Genomic DNA, 20633 nt, shown 5'->3' on the forward strand with positions numbered 1-20633 from the left:
TCTAAAATTAGGCATTACATTAAAGGTTAAAGGGGAGGATCCCTCTATGTTCAATATGAAAAGAAAATCGCATGTATCCATTGTCATCAATGATTATGTGATGCGTGCACTCGTTTTAAAAGGCGCAACAGTGGATCAGCCCGTTATATACGAAACGCCTTTACCGAAAACTGCTGTCCAGGAAGGGTCCATTAATGATGAGATGGCGCTGTATGAACTAATGAAAGCAAATGTCCAAAACTGGGGCGGAAGAAAGCAAAATGTGCGCTTCCTTGTGCCGGATACATCGATTTTATTGAAAACATTCGAACATCCTGCTGATATCAGCGGTAAAAACCTGAAAGAATATGTGCAAATGGAAGTCGGCCAGTCGATTCATCTGCCGTTCCAGGAGCCTCTTATTGATATACATGACCCGATTGAAGGAGACGGAAAGGCGGTTTTGTTTGCCGCACCGCCTGATGAAGTCGGCAAAATGATCGGTCTGCTGTTGGACAACCATCTGCATCCGCAAGTCGCCGATATTCGAGCTTTATGTAATTTAAGGCTGCTTGAACATATCGAATTTATCGATACGAAGCGAACATATTTGGTGACGGACTGGTCAATCAATGAATTGTCGATTTGCATCTATTCTAATGGAGAAGTAGAGTTTCTACGGTTTCAGACGATTGAGACGGATCCGGATAACTGGCAGCAAAATATTGTTGAAAATGGCGAAGTCGAATTTAACTATACAGCTGATTTGGATGATTTCCGTGCAGCAACTACCGACCAGGTGCTGGAAATCGATCGTATGATGAACTTCTTTAAATTCTCGCTCCATAAAGGAGAAAGAGAAGTGGATGAAATTGTCGTTATGGGGGATCACCCGCTACTACAGTCAATCGAAGTATTGCTGAGCGAAAATCTGCCTGTACCAATATGTCTTGTCAATGACGCAATCATCAGCAAGCATTTTCCGAACTGCAAAGCAAAGCATGCGACTTTGCTGGGACTTGCTTTAAAGGAGGTTAACGAATGATTCCTGATATTAACCTTCTGCCCAAAATTGAAAAGGGTACGACGAGTTTAAAGTTAGCCTTTATATTAGTTGGGATTTTATCGATATTGACACTAGGCTTGCTGGCAATCACTTATTTCAGTGCAAAAGGCGAAATAGCGAGTGCTGTACAGGAACGTGATTCGTTATTGCTGACAAGAGATGCATTAAACGCTGAAGTTGCTTCATCTCAAACAGGAAGTCAAGGTTCACTGGAAGAATCGGTTGCTTTTGTTGAACGTGTTTCATATTCGGTCTCGCCGATTATAATGGAGACAAGAAATTTATTGCCGACGGATACATATTTGCGTTCCTATTCATTTTCTGAGACGGGCGTACAAGTAACGATTGATTTCGAAACATTGAATGCTATTTCAACATATGTACGCCAGCTGGAAAAAAGTCCGTATTTTGATGACGTTCAAGTGGGAACAATCCAAAATTTTGAATTCAACCCAACTGGTGAGGAAGTTAATGAGACACAGCAATTCACGGAAGTACCGAGATATAGCGTAAGAATTTACCTCGTCATCAATCAATTGCACGTAGCTGCTGGAGGTGAAGAGTAATGAATTCCATCTCAAGTAGTAAAAACGGGACACTCCTTATCGTGATTGCATTGGCGATGGCTTTGCTGTTTGCTATGTACTACTATGTCGTCAAGCCGAAACAGGACGAGGAACAGATGATTCGTTCTGAGATTAACAGCCTTCATACAGAAATTGCAGCAATCGAAGAAACGATTGCAACAAATCAGTCACAGCAATCTCAAACGAATGTAAATGTATTTGCACTACGCCAAAAAGTGCCGGAAAACCGGGAAATTGATGAACTGATTTTATCGATTGAGGAAATGCAGTATGTAACAGATTCACGTATTCAAAGCATCGATTTCAACAACTATGATGCACTTGTTTCCAGTTCGGGACTACAAGACCCGCTTTCTGCACCGGAAACGGAAGAAGGGGCTTTATCTGATTTAACACAGAGTGCTATTGATCAAACAGAGGGTACAGGGGCTTCAGAAGAATTACCGGTTTCCACAATCGCTGTAGAAACATTACCGCCTTCACTGAAGCTGGTTACATTTAACATCAACGTCGCTGCACCAAATGACGTAAAATTGCTGCAGTTCATTGAAGAAATTGAAAAGAAGGAACGCGTGATGCGAATCGATATTATTGATTTCGCGCTTCCCGGTGAAGAAGATAAATTTACAGAAGAAGCATCGGAAATCGTAACAGCTAATATTCAAGTCACTACTTTCTACTACGAATAATAAAAGGGCAGGTACAAGTAAGGAGCATCTGAAATGGAGATTATGTATACAATATTTGCGGGGATTTTCGGATTGGTTTTCGGTTCGTTTTACAATGTAGTCGGATTACGGGTACCGAAAAAAGAGTCGATTGTGACACCGCCGTCTCACTGTGTCCATTGCAATCGACGTTTAAAGGCTTTTGAACTCGTTCCTGTTTTTTCGTACATATTTTTACGAGGGAAATGCCGGACATGCGGTGTGAAAGTATCGCCGATTTACGCGTTTACTGAACTTGTAACAGGTCTGCTGTTTGCATTTGCTACATGGCAGCTCGGCATCACATGGGAATTGGCGGTAGCCTTACTGTTTATTTCACTATTGGTCATTATCAATGCTTCGGATATTGCGTACATGCTCATTCCGGATAAAATTTTATTGTTTTTCCTGCCGCTGCTGATCATTGGCAGAATTCTTTCTCCGCTTGAACCATGGTGGGATAGTATTATCGGCGCCGCAATCGGATTTTCAATTCTACTGTTAATCGCGGTCATTTCCAAAGGCGGAATGGGTGGGGGAGACATTAAGCTGTTTTTACTGATCGGTTTAGTGTTGGGAACGTTCAATACGTTATTAACCTTATTTTTAGCTTCGGTCATCGGGATGATTGTCGGAATCGTCATATTAAAAGTTCGCGGAAAAGGGCGAAAAACCCCTGTGCCGTTCGGACCATCGATTGCCATTGCCGCCATCATTGTTTACTTTTACGGTGACCAGCTTATCGATATGTATTTAAACTTACTATAATGTTAAAAAGGGGTGTCCTGAATTCATCTTCGGGGCATCCCTTTAAGTATTTCTTAATAATCGATTATGACTTTTTCAAATGGGTGATTAGTCAGAAGTTCATATGTTGCCAGTTCCACTACTTTTTCCACAGTATCTCCTAAAACCAATATGCGGTAGTTGCCAAAATCATTATAATAGGCTTCTGCTTCAACATATTTAGTCATTTCGTTCTGTATATTCCTGCGAATATTTATGACGATTTCATAACCATCCTTTACAAATTGGATTTTTTTCAATAAAAACAACCTCCTCAACATTAGTTTATTACCGGATGAGAGTAATTGACTAAACTTGTTGGAAGGTTGTGTAGGATAGCTAAAAATTATTCGGCATTTGGATATATCATCGTTTTTGGATCAACATAACGGTCAAATTCATCTTCTGTTAAAAGACCTGATGCAATGGCTGCTTCTTTTAATGTTGTGCCTTCTTTATGCGCCGTTTTTGCAATTTTCGCCGCATTTTCATAACCGATATACGGGTTTAACGCAGTAACAAGCATCAACGAATTTTTCAGGTTTGCGTCCAACACTTCCATATTCGGCTCGATGCCGACTGCACAATTGTCGTTGAATGATTTCATCGAATCGGCCAACAGACGGGCTGATTGCAGGAAGTTGTAGATGATTACCGGCTTGAATACGTTCAATTCGAAATTACCTTGTGATGCTGCGAAGGCGATTGTTGCGTCATTACCGACAACTTGTGTCACGACCATTGTCATCGCTTCACTTTGAGTCGGGTTTACTTTACCAGGCATGATCGATGAGCCTGGTTCGTTTTCAGGGATTGTGATTTCACCGATACCCGAACGCGGGCCACTTGCCAGCCAGCGTACGTCATTGGCGATTTTCATTAAATCTGCAGCCAGTGCCTTTAATGCACCGTGCGCTGTCACGACTTCATCATGACTTGTCAGTGCGTGGAATTTGTTTTCGGCAGATGTAAATTCAATGCCTGTCAGCTTGCTGATTTCTGCGGCTGTGCGGGCACCGAATTCCGGATGGGCATTAATGCCTGTACCAACGGCAGTACCGCCAATCGCAAGCTCCTTCATGAACTGCGTGTTCACCATAATCATTTTTTCGCATTTCAACAGCATATGATGCCAGCCGCCAATCTCCTGGCCCAATGTAAGCGGTGTTGCATCCTGTAAATGCGTACGACCGATTTTAATAATATCGTTAAACGCTAATGCCTTTTCTTTTAATGTCGCTTGTAACAGCTTTAAGCGCGGCATTAAATAGTTCTCTACGATTTCGACTGCAGCAATATGCAGCGCAGTAGGGAATGTGTCATTCGAGCTTTGTGATTTGTTCACGTCATCGTTCGGATGAACTTTCTCATCGGAGCCGGCCGCCGTCAGCTTTTCATTCGCCAGGTGGGCAATCGTTTCGTTCACATTCATGTTTGTCTGTGTACCGCTGCCTGTTTGCCATACGACAAGAGGAAAGTGTTCATCCCATTTGCCTGCAAGAATTTCATCGGCTGCCTCAACAATCGCATCTTTTTTCGCATCGGACAGCTTGCCCAACTTATTATTGGCAATCGCCGCTGCCTTTTTCAAAATGGTCATGGCGCGGATAATTTCAATCGGCATTCTTTCTGTCCCGATTTGGAAGTTTTCCTTGCTTCGCTGTGTTTGTGCACCCCAAATTTTATCTGCCGGTACACGAATTTCACCTAAAGTGTCTTTTTCAATACGGAATTCCAACTAAATCATCTCCTTTAATATATGTATACCCAACTTTCCATGAAAAAATGGCAAATCGTGTGAGGGGATTTGCCATTCTTCCAGGAGAAAAGATCAATTACGCCTCGGCATAATTGTGTCCAGATTTTTTAGGCCCACCGGATGTGGGTCAGTCAGCCGTTGTCACACGATGTGACGTATTTAGGCTGACTTCATTATGCCTTTAAAAATCTATGACATCCGCCGGAGGCTTATCTTCATTCAGCGGGCATTTGAAACGCCTGCTGAATCCAATAGAACAAGCATTCACCACCCACGAACAGAGGGGAGTGTTTTCTACTGAATGAAGATAAATGTGTTATCTTTCCGAAATATGAGAAAAGTAATTAATGAGTTTCGAATCTGAACTGGGGGGAACAGTATCGAAAAGGTTTTGCTAACCTTACAATGATAATGATAATCTTTATCAATTAGGAAGTCAATGCTTTTATTGAATAAATTTTCGGAAAATTCGATTTGCTGAATCTCCAATATGTAAAACAACGTCTACAGCACCAGTGAAATAGGGTACTTTAGACGTTGTTATTTTTGGTATTCACTTAGGAAGTCATCCCCTTAATTGAATTAAACAATTTTTACATAAAAATCCCGGCCATTTGTCAGTTCAGGAATTTCCAGATTTTTTTCGTTCTTATAATAGTCTGAAATAATATTTGCAAGGCCGGCATAGCCATTTAATAATGTACCTTGCTTAATCTCTTTAGCGATATTATGGAATTCGAAATAGTGAAGCGCATCATCGCTCAACCCGTATAAAATTCTTTCGATATCTTCGAGGGGAATGTTGATGCCTCTCGTATATCTGCACTCGCGCTTATACGTGTGGTGCGCGATATTTATCGGTGTCGTCTCATTGATCATCGTCAATTGGTTCATAATGTGGCCCCCTTAAATAGTAAAATATAATTTGTTTAATATATTATACCCCAAAACAAACAGCTGTAATCAGAAAATTTACTAAATTTAGACATTTACATATTTTTTACCAATCATCTCCTTGCTGCATTTCCTCAGCCACCATTTGTAAATCATAGGCATTGATCATCAGCAGCTCGTAATCATCATGCTGCTCCATATACTTTTGGATGAGGCGAAGCACATATTTTGGGGACCCTTCATTTTCTTCATCGTAGACGAGCAGTGTCGCATCCGTGTTATCGATAATGAACTTGTCCTTTTCGATAAACTGCCATGGAGCTTCATAAGGGCGCTTCGTCACGCTTGTCACAAAATCGGCCTTACTTACTATATGCATATAGGTCTCTTGTTTATGCTCGTTCCAATTTTTTTCTTGTTCCAAGAAGGGGGTGATAATGGAATATTTGAGTACCGGATAGTCGTTTTTAAGTTCAAGTACAACTTGTGCCGCCCATGTTTCAATACCTTGCTGGCCGCTGATCACGACCCACTCGAGGCCATCTTCTATAAGGATGCGCAGCTGGTTTTCCAGCGCCTTTTTAATAACAGGGACACCGGGGTGCTTGTCATTGAATATCCCTAGTTCATGGGTACGGTAGCCCGTAATATAAAGTGATTTCATCAGTAGTCATTAGTCTCCTTTGCTTAACCATCAATAAAATAAGGGCACTATGCATAACACAGCGCCCTCTTAATATACTATTTATTCACCAAAAACAGCTTTAATCTGCTCGATTGCCCAATCCAAGTCTTCTTTTGAAATGATTAGTGGTGGGGCGAAGCGGATTACGGTGTCATGTGTTTCTTTGCAAAGTAATTTTCGTTCTGCCAGTTTTTCGCAATAGGGACGAGCTGATTCGTGTAGCTCAACGCCTATGAAAAGACCGCGCCCGCGAACTTCTTTAATAACCGGATTATCAATTGTCTGAAGCTGTGCTTTAAAGTAGTCTCCAAGCTCCAATGAACGCTTCGTCAGCTCTTCATCTAGTAATACATCAATCGCTGCGATCGATACGGCACATGCAAGCGGGTTACCGCCGAAAGTCGAGCCGTGTGAACCTGGATTGAACACACCAAGTATATCTTCATTTGCAACAACTGCGGAAATCGGATAAACACCGCCGCCCAGCGCTTTACCTAAAATGTAGACGTCCGGTGTAACATCTTCCCATTCGCAGGCAAATAGTTTTCCTGTTCGTGATAAACCTGTTTGGATTTCATCTGCAATAAACAGAACATTATTTTCTTTACATAAGTTATACGCTGCTTTTAAGAAGCCTTCAGTCGGGATGATGATGCCTGCTTCTCCCTGAATCGGCTCGACGATAAATGCCGCTGTATTCGGTGTAATGGCTTCTTTCAACGCATCAATATCGCCGTAAGGAATTAATGTGAAGCCTTCCAGCATCGGACCGAATCCGCGCTTATATTCCGCTTCCGAGGATAAAGACACAGCACCCATTGTACGGCCGTGGAAATTGCCGTTACAGCCGATAATTTGCGCTTTGTTGGCTTCGATGCCTTTTACTTCATATCCCCAGCGACGGGCTGTTTTAATGGCCGTTTCGACAGCTTCAGCACCTGTATTCATCGGCAGCACCATATTTTTGCCTGTTAGCTTACTGACCTTTTCATACCAGACACCTAATGTCGCACTATGGAATGCGCGTGATGTAAGTGTCACCGTGTCCGCCTGATCTTTTAAAGCCTGAATGATTTTCGGGTGGCGATGACCTTGGTTTAAAGCGGAATACGCAGAAAGCATGTCTAAATACCGGTTGCCTTCAGGGTCTGTCACCCAAGAACCTTCTGCTTTTTCGATTACGATCGGAAGTGGGTGATAATTATGTGCCCCGAATTTTTCCGTAGTTGAAATAAGTTGTTCTGATTTTGTTGTCATGATGAAATCCTCCTTAAGCAAATTTACTTGTAAAACAGATAAATCCATTGCAAAAGACAGAAAAAATTTACATATACGATGCAGGTTTCTTCCAAATTAATGTTAACAGAATACCGAAGAAGATGACAACCGTTGCAAAGTAATATGGATAGTTAATATCAATATCGAATAACATCCCGCCTAAAATAGGTCCGAAAATATTGGCCAAACTTGTAAACATCGAGTTCATCCCGCCGACGAAGCCTTGCTCGTTGCCGGCAATTTTTGATAAATAGCTCGTTACGGCAGGACGGAATAAATCAAAGCCGATAAAGACGATACATGTGACGAGTAAAATAGCAAAATAGGAGCTGACAACAGTCATTAAAAATACGAGAATGCCCGATAAAATCAGACTGTAGCGAATGAGTTTGATCTCTCCCCATTTTTGTGCAAGCCGGTCAAACAGCATAACTTGTGCAACTGCTCCGAAAATCGCGCCTCCTGTAATAATGATCGCGATATCCATTGGGGTAAACCCGAATTTATGATCGACAAACAGACTGAAGAACGATTCGAATGCCGCGAGTCCGAATGATGCGACAAAAATTAAAATAAACGCGATTAAGTACATCGGTTCCATAATACGTTTGAATCCGGATGTTTGTGCCGGTGCATTTTCCGTGTTTTCCGCATTACGTTCCGGTTCACGCAGTAAAATAATCGATAAAATCGCTGCTGTTGTACCGAGCGCCCCTGCGAAGTAGAAAGGCACACGTGTACCGAAATCGGCTAAAAATCCGCCGATACCTGGTCCGATAATGAAACCTGTACTAATGGCCGCACTCATATAGCCAAGTGCTTTTGGACGTGTTTCCATCGTCGTGATATCTGCAATAAATGCTGTAACAGCAGGCATAATAAACGCCGCACTGATTCCGCCTAATACACGGGAAATGAAAAGAACTTCTATCGTTTTCCCTAAACCGAATAGAAATTCCGAAATACCGAAAATAAATAATCCGAGGACGATCATAATTTTACGTCCGTATTTATCAACCGCTTTACCAGCGAGTGGTGAAACAATCAGTTGTGCAATTGCGAATGCTGCCGTTAAATAGCCGATAACCTTGCCGCTTAATTGCAGTTCATTCATTAGAGTAGGGAGTACCGGGATCACTAAACCGATTCCTAGAAAGGCGATGAACAGGTTTAATAATAGTAGCCCTAATGTTATTTTATAGTCTTTCATTGTTATTGCTCCTTATTAAGTTGTGAAAAAATCGTTAATCCGCACTTATTAACATAAACCCTGCAGTAGCTATAGAGTCAATAGAGCTGTTTTAAGTAATAGTAAAAATTAATTAAAGCAGCTTAATCTTTAATTCCACGATGAACTGGTCTTCTTCGTTTGGAGAATAGTTAAGGGGCATGAAGATTTCATAGACAACCGGAGCAACCTGTAAATGCCGCTCTTCTATATAATGATAGAGCTTTTGGTATTGTGTTAAATACGTGTCCCGTTCAAAAATAAACGCAATGCATACATAGCGTCCAGCAGGTATCGTTTTCACATCCATATCAGTTGTTAAATGGGTAATAAACCGGTCTGTAATGAGCGGTGTAAAAACATGACTGTAATGCAGGTCATTCAGACTGTCATATTGCTGATAAGGGAAAATGCATCCATACCGGTTGCTCAGCAAGCTGTTTTCAACTTCCAATGTTTTAATTAAGGAACTGTAATATGTGTTTGGAATATAGTACGGTGTCAGTTCATTTGTTTTAATCGACAAAATACGGACCGATTCTTCATTTTTGAAATAGACCGTATTCATTACATCGATCGCGAGCTGTTCTTCCATCTGCCTTTTTGTTTTATATAAGGACTGCTGAATTTCGTACATGCGATTCATTTGCTGTTCGATGACACTTTCCTGCTGCTGCAAAAAAGAGAGAAGTTCGGCAGGGGTAAACTGCTGTGCTGCTTTAATTTCCTCTAATGATACACCAATATATTTCAATGATTTAATAATGTCCAAATGATAAAATTGTGAGTCTTTATAGTAGCGGTAATTTGTTTTAGGATCGACATAGGAAGGTTTGAATAAGCCGATCTGATCATAGTAGCGTAATGTTTGGATAGAGATGTTCGTCAGTTTAGAAACCTCACCGATTGAATAATGTTTTTCTTCCATAGGATGTCCTCCGAAGTACAATGTTACCGGTATCGTAACATTAATGGGGGACAGGGGTAAATTATTTTGGGAAACCCGAAAAATCACATCTCTGAAGTTTCATGAGATGTGATTGAGTTTCAATATTTTATATCCGCAGCTAAATGAACCGTGCTTTTCCTGCTGTAGAAATACCCGATGAGTAAAAGTACAAGCGCGAGTGTAACAGTACCGCCTGCAAACAGCAGGGGAGCTTTAAACGTGCGGAAATGAGTTTCAAGACGAGATGCAATGACCGGTCCGATAATTTGTCCGGTAGCATAAAATGTAGTCAATATAGATACGACATAGTTGCTTTGCTTTGGAAACAGCTGTCTGGCATAGGCAGTCGACATCGTTACGAGTCCGACAAACGTAAAGCCAAATGACATCGCCGACACTAGTACGCTCCATGCCGATTGTGATAAAACAGGAAGCAAAATGCCGATGATCTGTAAGGAAAAGGCTGTAGTCATCATTGAAACCGGAGAGAAACGGGTCATGCATTTCATCCAGATCGGTGCTGAAGGAATAGCTGCCAGCCCGGCCAGTACCCAACTATATCCTGCATAGGCACGCAATGATTCGATATTATAAATAATGTCGACCAAAAAAGTTCCTGTAATGATATAGCCGAGCCCTTCCAAGCCATACGCAATGATCAGCCATGGCATAAATCCGCGCCAAATATTATTGTCCGCAGACTTTGGCTGTTTTGTATGATTCGCCACGTTTAGCTGTCGCCATAACAAGATGGTCGCTGTCAAAAATAAAAAAGATAATGCACCCAGTCCAAGCCAGGCCCCTTGCCAGTTAAAGAATGCTTCAAAAAATGGTACAAAAAGACCGGATAATGCGATACCTAATCCGATTCCGCTAAACAAATAGCCGCTCCAGCGTGTTAATAAATTTGCTGCTAAATAATCCATGACAATACTTGATGTAAGAACAAATATGAAGCCGCTCGTTAAACCGGCCATAAAACGCAGCATTATCCAGATTATATAAGATTCAACCAATCCCATTAAAATAATCGAGAACACATTAAGAAATACATTTATTAATAGGAAGTTCTTTTTTGATTTGGAAACAAGGCCGGCCCCTAAAGCCCCGATGAAGTATCCGATATAATTGCTTGATGCGAGCCAACCGCCTTGTGCAAACGATAAGTTTTCATCAACACGCATAAATGGTAAAACCGGTGTGAAAGCAAAGCGGCTAATTCCCATTGCAACAGCTAAAAATAAAATGCCCCCTAAAATAACACTGAAATGTTGACGGTTCATGAACATCCCCCCCTGGAAAAAACATCCCTTGCAGTAATTGTAACACTCTTAAATTCAAGAGTAATAGAGAAAATACCCGCATAAATGAGAGAAAAATAAAAAAGAGATGAACCGAAAGTAGAATACTTCCGTTTCATCTCTATATAATCCCCTTATGAATGAGCAGGTGCTCCCTGTTTCCCTTTGTTGTTGGCGCTTGCATCTTCTTTTGCACGCTGTTTTTTCATTTTGTTTAAATCTGAACGTAAAAGTAAAGATATACCTAATGAAATTGCGATTAAGAAGCTGAATAAATAGAATACTGGAATATAGCTGTTTGTCGCTTCGTGAATTGTCGATACGATAATCGGACCAAAAATACCACCAAGTGACCATGTTGTTAATAAATAACCGTGAATTACGCCAAGTTGCTTTGTACCGAATAAATCACTCGCGAATGCTGGTAAGTTCGAGAAGCCACCGCCATAACAACTAACTACTAAGAAAATGAACAGTTGTAAAAGAAGGGCATTTGTCGTAAATGGTAATGTAATAAAGGCAATCAATTGAATCGTGAAGAAAATCACGAATACGTTGGAACGCCCGATATAATCTGATCCAGCCGCCCATAGTAAACGACCGCCCCCATTGAATAATCCCATTAAACCAACCATTGTCGCAGCAGCGGCAACTGATAGACCGGCAATTTCCTGAGACATTGGCGAAGCAACAGAAATCATCATTAAACCAGATGTAACGTTAATTAAGTGCATTGCCCAAAGCATCCAGAACTGCTTCGTACGAACAGCTTCACGTGCTGACATTTGAGCGATTTCCTGAGTCTTAGTTTTACCTGTAGCAACAGCTTCCTCTACTTCACCTGGCTTAGGTGGAGCGATGTAAAGTGCACCAATCATCATTAATACAAAATAACTAATACCTAAAATAAAGTACGTGTTTGAAATTCCTACAGCATCCATTAGACTTACGGCAACCGGTGCTGTAATTAATGCACCTGAACCGAATCCTAATACCGCCATCCCCGTTGCTAAACCACGGCGATTCGGGAACCATTTAACAAGTGTTGATACTGGAGCGATATAACCGATTCCCATCCCGAGACCGCTTAATAACCCGTATGTTAACCAATATAAGACAACCGAATCCATAGCGATTGCAATCCCTGCGCCACCTTGACCTAAACCAAAAAGTACTGCAGCAACCATCGCTGCTTTTCTCGGTCCTAATTTCTCTACTGTACTACCAAATAGTGCGGCAGCAAAACCTGCTAACCCCATCATAATTGTAAACGCGATTGTAATTTGCGATGCATCCCATCCAAGCTCTGCGGCGATTGGATTTTTATACACACTGTATGCATAAGCTCCACCGATTGAAAGGTGAATAGCGATTGCTGATGCAGCAATTAACCAACGATTCTTTTTCAAAAATATTCCCCCTCACACAAAAATAAATATCAGTTATACGACATTTCTCTACTTGAAGTAGTTATGTCAAAAATATGAACGTCCATGTACATAAACTTAACACTAACTTATTATTTTGCGCAAGTAGAATTTACTAGAAATAATTATCTCGAAAAAACATATATTTCTCTTTTGTGTAATGAAATTGTGCTTAAAGTAAATATTTTTTGATGGTCAAAATGCGTTGTAACGTTGATAAATCAAGGTTTTGTGAGGTTTTAGTATTAGTTTAATATAACAATATTTGAGCGGGAGGATAATATTGTAAACTATAATAAATCGTATTTAAATAACTAAAAATACTTAATTGTGCTCATTTTTTCTCTTATATGCTTAAATGAGATGAACTGAAAATACTTTTGGATTCATAATATAACAGTTACTAATACACGTGAAATTAACTCGAAAGATACTTTATGCATTGGTAAATCAACGTTTTGCCTACAACTAAGCCCCGAAAAACTATTGTTATTATTAATTTAAAAGAATTAGGCAAAACTGTTTATAACAGTTGAAATAAAATGAAATTTTTGAAGTTAAGCCGAAGAATTTTGTTTAAAAAAGAAATTATTTTGAGAGATGAAGGAGATTCTTTACTTTATTTACCTTAAAAAAGCCTGTAAATAGGGGCTGAAATTCACATAAAAAATGGAACTGGAGGGATATGTATAAAAATGCTTAGCCTCTATTTAAACTTAAAGAAATTAATTGACGTGTTACGTTCTGTTCTCTAAAGTCAAATTAGTGATAAGAAAAGAGGCGAATTTTTATGAAAAAAATAGATCCAAAACTATTATCCGAACGTGAAAATTATAAGTTTTTGATTGGCTCCATTATTCCGAGACCGATTGCTTTTGTCACATCCGTTTCCAAAGAAGGTGTTGTAAACGCGGCACCCTTTAGTTTCTTCAATATTGTATCTTCAAATCCGCCGATGATTTCGGTAAGTATCCAACGAAAAAAAGGGGATCAAAAAGATACAGCGAGAAATATTTGTGAAAATGAGCAATTTGTTGTTCATATTGTCGATACTGATAATGTAAAGCAAGTAAATGAAACTGCAGCGAACTTGCCGCCAAACGAAAGTGAAGTAGCACTTGCGGGAATGACATTGGTAAAGAGCGAAAAAATCGATGTCCCGGGTGTGAAGGAAGCAAAAGTCCGACTGGAATGTGTCCTTGAAAAAGCATTGGAACTTGGCGGCGATGATGAAACTGTCGGCTGTGATCTGATTATCGGAAAAGTCGTGTACTATCATATAGAAGAAACTCTGTATGAAGATGGTCGAATTGATCCGGACGGTCTTGGCGCAATAAGCCGTCTTGCGGGAAATGACTATGCAAAAATCGGCGAGCAATTTACAATTGAGCGCCCGCGCTAAATAAAGGAGAACAATGGAAAATGCAAATCAAAACAATTGAATTATTTAATATTGAATTACCATTAATTGAACCATTTATCGTGAGCTACGGGACTTATCCGAACATGCCATCCATTATTGTAAAGATGACATCACAATGCGGGTTAGTCGGCTGGGGAGAGGCAGTGCCGGATGAACATGTGACAGGTGAAACATTGGAAGGCACGTATGCTGTATTAAAACATACGCTTGCCCCAGCAATGATTGGGGAAAACGCGATGAATTTTGAAAAGATCCATGCCAAAATGGACGCGCTTATCTACAGTGCTCCGGCTGCCAAAGCGGCAATCGATATCGCTTGCTTTGATCTGGCTGGGAAAAAACTTGGAATGCCTGCCTACCAGTTAACAGGCGGACGTTACTATGAGAAGTTTCCGATTACACATGTGTTAAGCATCGGAACACCTGAAAAGATGGCAAATGAAGCGGCAGAACGTGTGGAAATGGGATACAACTCATTCAAGATGAAAGTCGGACGCGATGTTGCGAGTGATGTTGCCCGCATAAAAGCAGTACGTGAACGTGTCGGAAATGAAATTGCAATTCGTGTTGATGTTAATCAAGGTTGGGTAAACAGTTCAACAACGATGCAAGCAGTTCGTGAGCTGGAGAAATTGAACATCGACTGGCTTGAACAGCCGGTACGTGCAGATGATATTGATGGTATGGTTGAAATTAAATCGAAAACATCGATTCCTGTCATGATTGACGAAGGTTTACGAGGTGTACGTGAAATGCGCGAAATTATTGCGAAGCGTGCAGCGGACAAAGTGAATATTAAGTTGATGAAATGTGGAGGAATGTATCCGGCGATGAAGCTTGCCCATATGGCGGAAATGGCGGGAATTGAATGCCAAATCGGTTCAATGGTCGAGTCATCGGTCGGTTCTGCGGCAGGTTTCCATGTAGCTTTCTCGAACAAAGTATTTACGAGTGTAGAATTAACAGGACCGTTAAAATTCTCGAAAGATATCGGAAACCTTCAATATAATGTTCCATTTATTCAGTTGAATGAACGTGCAGGGTTAGGTGTCGATGTGGACGAAGCGATATTAGCGGAATTAACACGTGAGCATAGTGTGGTGCAGTAAATGATCGCATCAGGATTTTTAGGGAATGAACGATACGAAGTGTATTTATTGGATGAAACACATATACCGGAACTGATCACTTTGCAGCAGGAAGTAGTCGATGCACTGCCGGATAAAGCAATATTGCAGCCGCTTGATCATGAAGAGCTGAGCTTTATTTTAAGCGGGAACGGGCTGATGATCGGGGTTTTCGTTGAAGGAAAGCTAATTGCATTCCGGGCACTGCTGGAACCAATGATTGATGAAGAACATTTAGGCTATGATATTGGCTTGAAAACAGAGGAAGAACTGCGAAAAGTGCTGTATCAGGAAATTTCCAATGTACATCCGGATTATCGCGGTTATCGTCTGCAGCGTACGATGGCGGACATCATTATGCAGCAAGTGGATGAATCGAAATTTAATACAGTTTGTGCAACGGTCATGCCAGGCAATATCGCAAGTTTAAAGGACAAGTTTTCGCAAAATATGCATATAGCAGCATTGAAGCTGAAGTATGGCGGGAAACTGCGCTATGTGTTTATGAAGTCTCTTCCTTATAAGGGGTATGATTGGTCTGAAGAACAGTATGTCCCGATGGAAAATACAGAGGCGCAGCAGCAGCTTCTTAAATCAGGCTATATCGGTATATCGATGAAAGCGGATGGGCCGGACTGGCTGATACAATATGTAAAATAATAAAGGATGTGGCGATAATCAGTTAATCGCCACATCCTTTATCGATTTAATTCCGTCCATGTCGTATGAATACTCCTTTAAATATCATTGTCGTCAAAGCAATCTAGATCGTAGCAATCACCGTTATCTTCGTATAGGTAAGATACGTCATTTTCGTCAGATGCAATGTAAGTATAGTTTGGCATGTGTATCAACTCCTTTTCATAATTATAAAATATTCAGAAAATTAAGTAAAGTGTTTTTTTAAAGGTCGGCAGCTTATAGAAATTACGAAGAACGCCGTGAAATCTATATTTAAAGGCATTGGTTTCGCTTTCATTTCTATAAAATTATTATAAATTTAATTCGTTTTCATACAGGTTTTCATACATAAATGGCTGAGCAGTTGTGATGTAAAGGACCAAAATGTTGAAAAATGGATATTTTGGTCTTTTCTATTGAATTGATTTATCGGAAAGTTTATATGAAGTTCATATAGCTCCTTTATAATGCAGAGGTGTTAAAAAGGAGGATATCGATGAACAAGTTTTTAAATCCAATTACAGATTGGGTCTCAACAAAACGCGGTGCCTGGATTACACTCATTGTCTGGCTTGTGTTGATGATTGGCTTAAGCGCCGGTCCAATGCTAAGTGAATATAAAGTGACAAACTTCCAATCACTGCCGGATGATGCACAATCAATTATCGCTGAAAATAAGTTAAGCGAGTACTTCCCGAATGATGAAGGAACACCCGGTATATTGGTTTTCCATAATAAAAACGGGGAAATTAACGTCGACAGCGTAAAAGAAATTTTAAATGCAGTGATTGAGGAAAACATTGAAGGTGTTGACCAAATTGTTGACATTTCAAACTTGCCGCCACAAGCTTTAGCAGGGTTCACGTCGGAAGATAAATCGACGATGATCGTGCCGATGACGCTTGAGCAAGGTCTTGGAAATTCGGAATATGCGGAAATTAATGATTTTGCATCTGAAATCGGAAATGAAGCTGCCGAAAAAACAGGAGATACACAGTTCTATATTACTGGTCCAGCAGGGATTGCCGGCGATACAGTAAAACTGTTTGAACAAGCAGACTTACAGCTATTATTCGCAACAATCGGGATTATTTTAGTTCTATTAATCATTATTTACCGTTCTCCGCTTTTAGCGATTATTCCGTTACTGGCAACGGTTATTGTTTATCAAGTAGTAAATCAGTCGGTTGCATTAATGGGGGCAGCTGGTCTAGAAATCAATAACTCTACAACATCGATTATGAGTATCCTATTGTTTGCTGCAGTAATCGATTACTCATTATTCGTGTTCTCGCGCTACCGTGAAGAACTGAACCATTACGAAAACAAATATGAAGCGATGAAATATGCGATGCGTGCAACTGGCGAGCCGGTATTCTTTGCGGGCGGAACAGTATTGGCAGCAATGCTTGTATTATTCTTCGCAGATTTCCGTGACTACCAAAACTTCGCGCCGATCTTTGGTACAGCCGTATTTGTTATTATGCTAGGTTCAATTACATTAGTACCGGCGCTATTCGCGTTATTTGGCCGTAAAGCATTCTGGCCGAAAGTACCGAAATTTGGTGAGACAAAAGAAGTAAAGCATGGAATTTGGGGAGCAATTGCCAAGTTTGTCGTAAACAAACCTTATTTATCAGGTGGATTAGTCCTGATATTCATGATTATTACTTCATTAAATGTGTTCAATTTAGATTACGAATTTGATACGGTAAAATCTTTCCCTGAAGAATTGCCATCACGTGTCGGCTATGAAATCGTCGAGTCGCGCTTTGATAAAGGGGAACTTGCACCGACTTCACTATTGGTCGAAAGTGAACAGGCATTAACAGAACAGCAAAAGCAAGATTTAACGGAAGCGTTATTAGCTGAAGATGAAATTGCGTCTGTTCGTCCATCAGCCGTTTCGGAAGATGAAACAAAGCTGAAATTATCAATGGCTTTTGATTTAAATCCATATGATCCGGAAGCGATCGATAAGCTTGAAGAAATGCGTGAAAACAGCGCGGATTATTTAGCGGCAGCCGGCATTGACGGTGAGCTGCACTTTGCTGGAACAACAGCAAAACTGCTGGATGAACGCGATGTAAACAACGGTGATATTATTAAAATTGTAGTTTTAGAGACGATTTTAATTCTAGTATTATTATTTGTCCTTACGAAGTCTTGGAAAATGCCGATTTACATGATGGCCACAATTTTAGTTTCTTATTTATCTGCATTAGGATTGGGCATCTTCCTTGTTGATGTATTATTTGGCTATGATGCGATCAGTACGCGTGTGCCTGTCTATGCATTCGTATTCCTAGTTGCGCTAGGTATTGATTACAACATTATTTTAGTGTCTCGATTCCTTGAAGAGCGTAAACGTTCAACAGTGAAACAGGCGCTGGAGATTGCTATCCGTAATACTGGCGGCGTTATTTCGTCAGCAGGTATTATACTCGCAGCAACTTTTGCGGCATTAATGACAATGCCGATTGCCGATCTATTCGTATTCGGCTTTATCGTTGCGGTAGGTATTCTTATTGATACATTCCTAGTACGCGGTATGTTATTGCCAATGCTGATATTAACATTTGAAAAAGACAAGAAGTAATGGTTAGATGAAGGGACATCGAGAAATTCGATGTCTCTTTTTATGGATAGAATGATAATAAATTTAGATGTAAGAGAAATTAACATATAAAAGGCGGTGATTCAATGCGGATATTAGTTGTAGATGATGATGCATTTATACGAAAATTAATCGGCATCCATTTGAAAAAAGAAGGGTTCGAAGCGCTGTTTGCAAGTGATGGTATGGAAGCATTAAATATATTGCAGCAGGAGCCGGTCGATTTGGCGATTGTCGATGTAATGATGCCGAAAATGGATGGCATAAGTTTGACGAAAAATCTTGCTGAAATCGGTGTACCCGTATTGATGCTGACTGCAAAAACAACGCTTGATGATAAGGAAAAAGGTTTTTTGGCAGGGGCAGATGATTATATGGTGAAGCCATTTGAACCGAAAGAACTGCTGTTTAGAGTGCGCGCGATTTTACGACGCTTTCAAAAAGTTGAGCGCAGCCAAATAAAGATTGCCAATATGCTCATTGACCGGCAAACGTATGAAGTGAAAGTAGGAGAGCAGGTATCGTTATTGCCTCTTAAAGAGTTTGAGCTATTAAGCATACTGTGTTCAAGACCGGAAGTCGTATTTACACGTGATCAGCTGATGGAACAAGTATGGGGCTATGATTATGACGGCGATGATTTTACACTGACAACACATATTAAGCGTCTGCGCAGCCGTTTGGAAGAAGTGAATGCACAGGTGAAAATTCAAACCGTACGTGGAATCGGCTATAAAATTGAGGAATTGAAATGAAAACATTATACAGGCAATATATTATCGTGACACTGGCTGTAATCGTCATAAGCATTACGATGTCGATGCTGTTGATCGGACAAATTTATAAAGCGCAAATTCGGCCTGATACAGATGCTAAAAATTATGGGGTAGCCCAGGAAGTTCAGCAAATTTTAAAATCAATGCCGAAAGAAAGTGCGGACGCCTACTTTGAGTCTATTGCAAAGCTCGGCTACCAAATAGGGGTTATCTATCCTGATGGTAGTTTAAAATCATATGGAAGTGCATTTAAAAAAGCACAGCTCACGCCGGAAATGTCAGGTATTGTCGGTACCGATGATGTTTATCACGGCATTCGTGATTATAATGGTTCTTCCTACTTTATGAATCATTTCGCAAATGATATTCGAAATACAATCGGTATATCGTTTCAACTTAATGATGAAAGCTATGCATTTTTTATTCGTCAGGAAAATGCCACACTGTTTTCGGAAATGCATTTATTAATCGTTAGCTTTATTATTATTACTGCTGTCGTTATTTTAATGACAATGATCCTGCTTGCCCGCCAGCTTGTAAGACCGTTGAAGCAATTGCAGCAGGCGACAAAGCAAATCGCTCTTGAAAATTATGATATCCAATTAACGATTGATCGTAATGATGAGCTCGGGCAGCTTGCAACACAATTTCAAAAGATGGCCAATCGTCTCGCTGAAAATGATCAGATTAAGAAAGATTTCATCAATAATGTATCACACGATTTTCAATCACCGTTGCTCAACATTCAAGGCTATGCGAATGTACTGAAGGACGCGGACAATACAGAAGAAGAACGTGTGCAATATTTGGAGATTATTGAGCAGGAAACGAAGCGCCTTTCCGCATTAACAAAGCAATTGCTTTTACTGAGCTCGCTTGATCAGAAAAATTTACCGGTTCAAAAAAAGACCTATTCGTTAGACAAACAGTTGAAGGAACGGCTATTTTCAAAGCGATGGAAACTGGACGATAAGCAGATGGAGCTTGTATACGAACTGGAACCGGTTGAAGTTTTTGCAGATGAGCAATTAATGGAGCAAGTTTGGGACAATCTGCTGTCAAATGCTATTCGCTACAGCGAGGATAAAGGGAAAATTATTGTAACATGCAGTAAAAAGGACAATCAGATTTTTGTAACGATAAAAGATAACGGGATCGGTATTCCTGAAGAAGCACTTGAAAAAGTGAAGGAACGATTTTACCGGGTAGACCCATCACGCTCAAGTCAAAGCAGCGGGTTAGGTTTGGCGATTGTAACAGAAATCGTTAACCGGCATGCGGGACAGTTTACAATTGAAAGCGAGCTTGGAAAGGGAACTATAGTGACAGTTGTTTTAAATGTCCATTAATAGAAGAAGGGCGC

The 20633-nt window shown here is 40.4% G+C and carries 19 protein-coding genes; 10 read left to right on the forward strand and 9 right to left on the reverse strand.

The genetic code is table 11. The features are described 5' to 3' along the window. Positions 1-46 precede the first annotated feature (46 nt). From pilM to MKZ25_RS01475, 4 genes are read left to right on the forward strand one after another with little or no spacing between them, the layout of a single operon-like run. Positions 47-1024, forward strand: coding sequence for a type IV pilus biogenesis protein PilM (gene pilM / locus MKZ25_RS01460; protein ID WP_340799816.1), 978 nt, complete (start codon positions 47-49; stop codon positions 1022-1024). Next, positions 1021-1611: a PilN domain-containing protein gene (locus MKZ25_RS01465; RefSeq protein WP_340799817.1), complete on the forward strand. Its 591-nt coding sequence runs from the start codon at positions 1021-1023 to the stop codon at positions 1609-1611. Before pilM ends, MKZ25_RS01465 begins: the two co-directional genes overlap by 4 nt. Next, positions 1611-2321, forward strand: coding sequence for a potassium transporter (locus tag MKZ25_RS01470; RefSeq protein ID WP_340799818.1), 711 nt, complete (start codon positions 1611-1613; stop codon positions 2319-2321). The genes MKZ25_RS01465 and MKZ25_RS01470 overlap by 1 nt, the downstream gene beginning before the upstream one ends. Before the next feature lie 33 nt (positions 2322-2354). Then, positions 2355-3107, forward strand: coding sequence for a prepilin peptidase (locus MKZ25_RS01475; protein WP_340799819.1), 753 nt, complete (start codon positions 2355-2357; stop codon positions 3105-3107). A 53-nt stretch (positions 3108-3160) separates the two neighbouring features. Here MKZ25_RS01475 and MKZ25_RS01480 read toward each other — a convergent pair whose 3' ends face one another. The 9 genes from MKZ25_RS01480 to MKZ25_RS01520 form a co-directional block, all read right to left on the reverse strand. Beyond that, on the reverse strand, positions 3161-3385 hold the full coding sequence (locus MKZ25_RS01480) for a hypothetical protein (RefSeq protein ID WP_340799820.1): 225 nt from the start codon (positions 3383-3385) through the stop codon (positions 3161-3163). An 86-nt stretch (positions 3386-3471) separates the two neighbouring features. Further along, positions 3472-4863 (reverse strand): class II fumarate hydratase, encoded by a 1392-nt coding sequence (gene fumC / locus MKZ25_RS01485; protein WP_340799821.1) that lies wholly within the window; start codon positions 4861-4863, stop codon positions 3472-3474. A 603-nt stretch (positions 4864-5466) separates the two neighbouring features. Beyond that, positions 5467-5778, reverse strand: coding sequence for a hypothetical protein (locus tag MKZ25_RS01490; protein ID WP_340799822.1), 312 nt, complete (start codon positions 5776-5778; stop codon positions 5467-5469). 106 nt (positions 5779-5884) lie between these two features. After that, complete coding sequence (locus tag MKZ25_RS01495) at positions 5885-6442, reverse strand: DUF1273 domain-containing protein (RefSeq protein ID WP_340799823.1); 558 nt, start codon at positions 6440-6442, stop codon at positions 5885-5887. Between the two features lie 81 nt (positions 6443-6523). After that, the gene (locus MKZ25_RS01500; RefSeq protein WP_340799824.1) at positions 6524-7720 is read right to left on the reverse strand and encodes an ornithine--oxo-acid transaminase; all 1197 of its coding nucleotides are present in this window, start codon (positions 7718-7720) and stop codon (positions 6524-6526) included. Between the two features lie 67 nt (positions 7721-7787). Beyond that, on the reverse strand, positions 7788-8951 hold the full coding sequence (norA, locus tag MKZ25_RS01505; protein ID WP_340799825.1) for a multidrug efflux MFS transporter NorA: 1164 nt from the start codon (positions 8949-8951) through the stop codon (positions 7788-7790). Positions 8952-9063: 112 nt separating this feature from the next. Continuing rightward, positions 9064-9897 carry a MerR family transcriptional regulator gene (locus MKZ25_RS01510; RefSeq protein WP_340799826.1) on the reverse strand — a complete coding sequence of 278 codons (834 nt, stop codon included), beginning with the start codon at positions 9895-9897 and terminating at the stop codon, positions 9064-9066. Positions 9898-10016: 119 nt separating this feature from the next. Beyond that, positions 10017-11201, reverse strand: coding sequence for a YbfB/YjiJ family MFS transporter (locus tag MKZ25_RS01515; RefSeq protein WP_340799827.1), 1185 nt, complete (start codon positions 11199-11201; stop codon positions 10017-10019). 152 nt (positions 11202-11353) lie between these two features. Then, the gene (locus tag MKZ25_RS01520; RefSeq protein ID WP_340799828.1) at positions 11354-12628 is read right to left on the reverse strand and encodes an L-lactate MFS transporter; all 1275 of its coding nucleotides are present in this window, start codon (positions 12626-12628) and stop codon (positions 11354-11356) included. Between the two features lie 808 nt (positions 12629-13436). Here MKZ25_RS01520 and MKZ25_RS01525 point away from each other — a divergent pair. From MKZ25_RS01525 to MKZ25_RS01550, 6 genes are all read left to right on the forward strand, one after another. Then, on the forward strand, positions 13437-14048 hold the full coding sequence (locus MKZ25_RS01525; RefSeq protein WP_340799829.1) for a flavin reductase family protein: 612 nt from the start codon (positions 13437-13439) through the stop codon (positions 14046-14048). Positions 14049-14068: 20 nt separating this feature from the next. Continuing rightward, the gene (locus MKZ25_RS01530; RefSeq protein ID WP_340799830.1) at positions 14069-15178 is read left to right on the forward strand and encodes a mandelate racemase/muconate lactonizing enzyme family protein; all 1110 of its coding nucleotides are present in this window, start codon (positions 14069-14071) and stop codon (positions 15176-15178) included. Continuing rightward, positions 15179-15856: a GNAT family N-acetyltransferase gene (locus tag MKZ25_RS01535; RefSeq protein ID WP_340731343.1), complete on the forward strand. Its 678-nt coding sequence runs from the start codon at positions 15179-15181 to the stop codon at positions 15854-15856. 517 nt (positions 15857-16373) lie between these two features. After that, a complete protein-coding gene (locus MKZ25_RS01540; protein ID WP_340799831.1) occupies positions 16374-18476 on the forward strand; it encodes an MMPL family transporter in 2103 nt (700 codons plus the stop codon). 104 nt (positions 18477-18580) lie between these two features. After that, a complete protein-coding gene (locus MKZ25_RS01545) occupies positions 18581-19249 on the forward strand; it encodes a response regulator transcription factor (protein WP_340799832.1) in 669 nt (222 codons plus the stop codon). Continuing rightward, positions 19246-20619, forward strand: coding sequence for a sensor histidine kinase (locus MKZ25_RS01550; protein WP_340799833.1), 1374 nt, complete (start codon positions 19246-19248; stop codon positions 20617-20619). The genes MKZ25_RS01545 and MKZ25_RS01550 overlap by 4 nt, the downstream gene beginning before the upstream one ends. Positions 20620-20633: the final 14 nt, after the last annotated feature.

It is taken from the genome of Solibacillus sp. FSL W7-1464 (assembly GCF_038004425.1).
Lineage (GTDB): Bacteria > Bacillota > Bacilli > Bacillales_A > Planococcaceae > Solibacillus.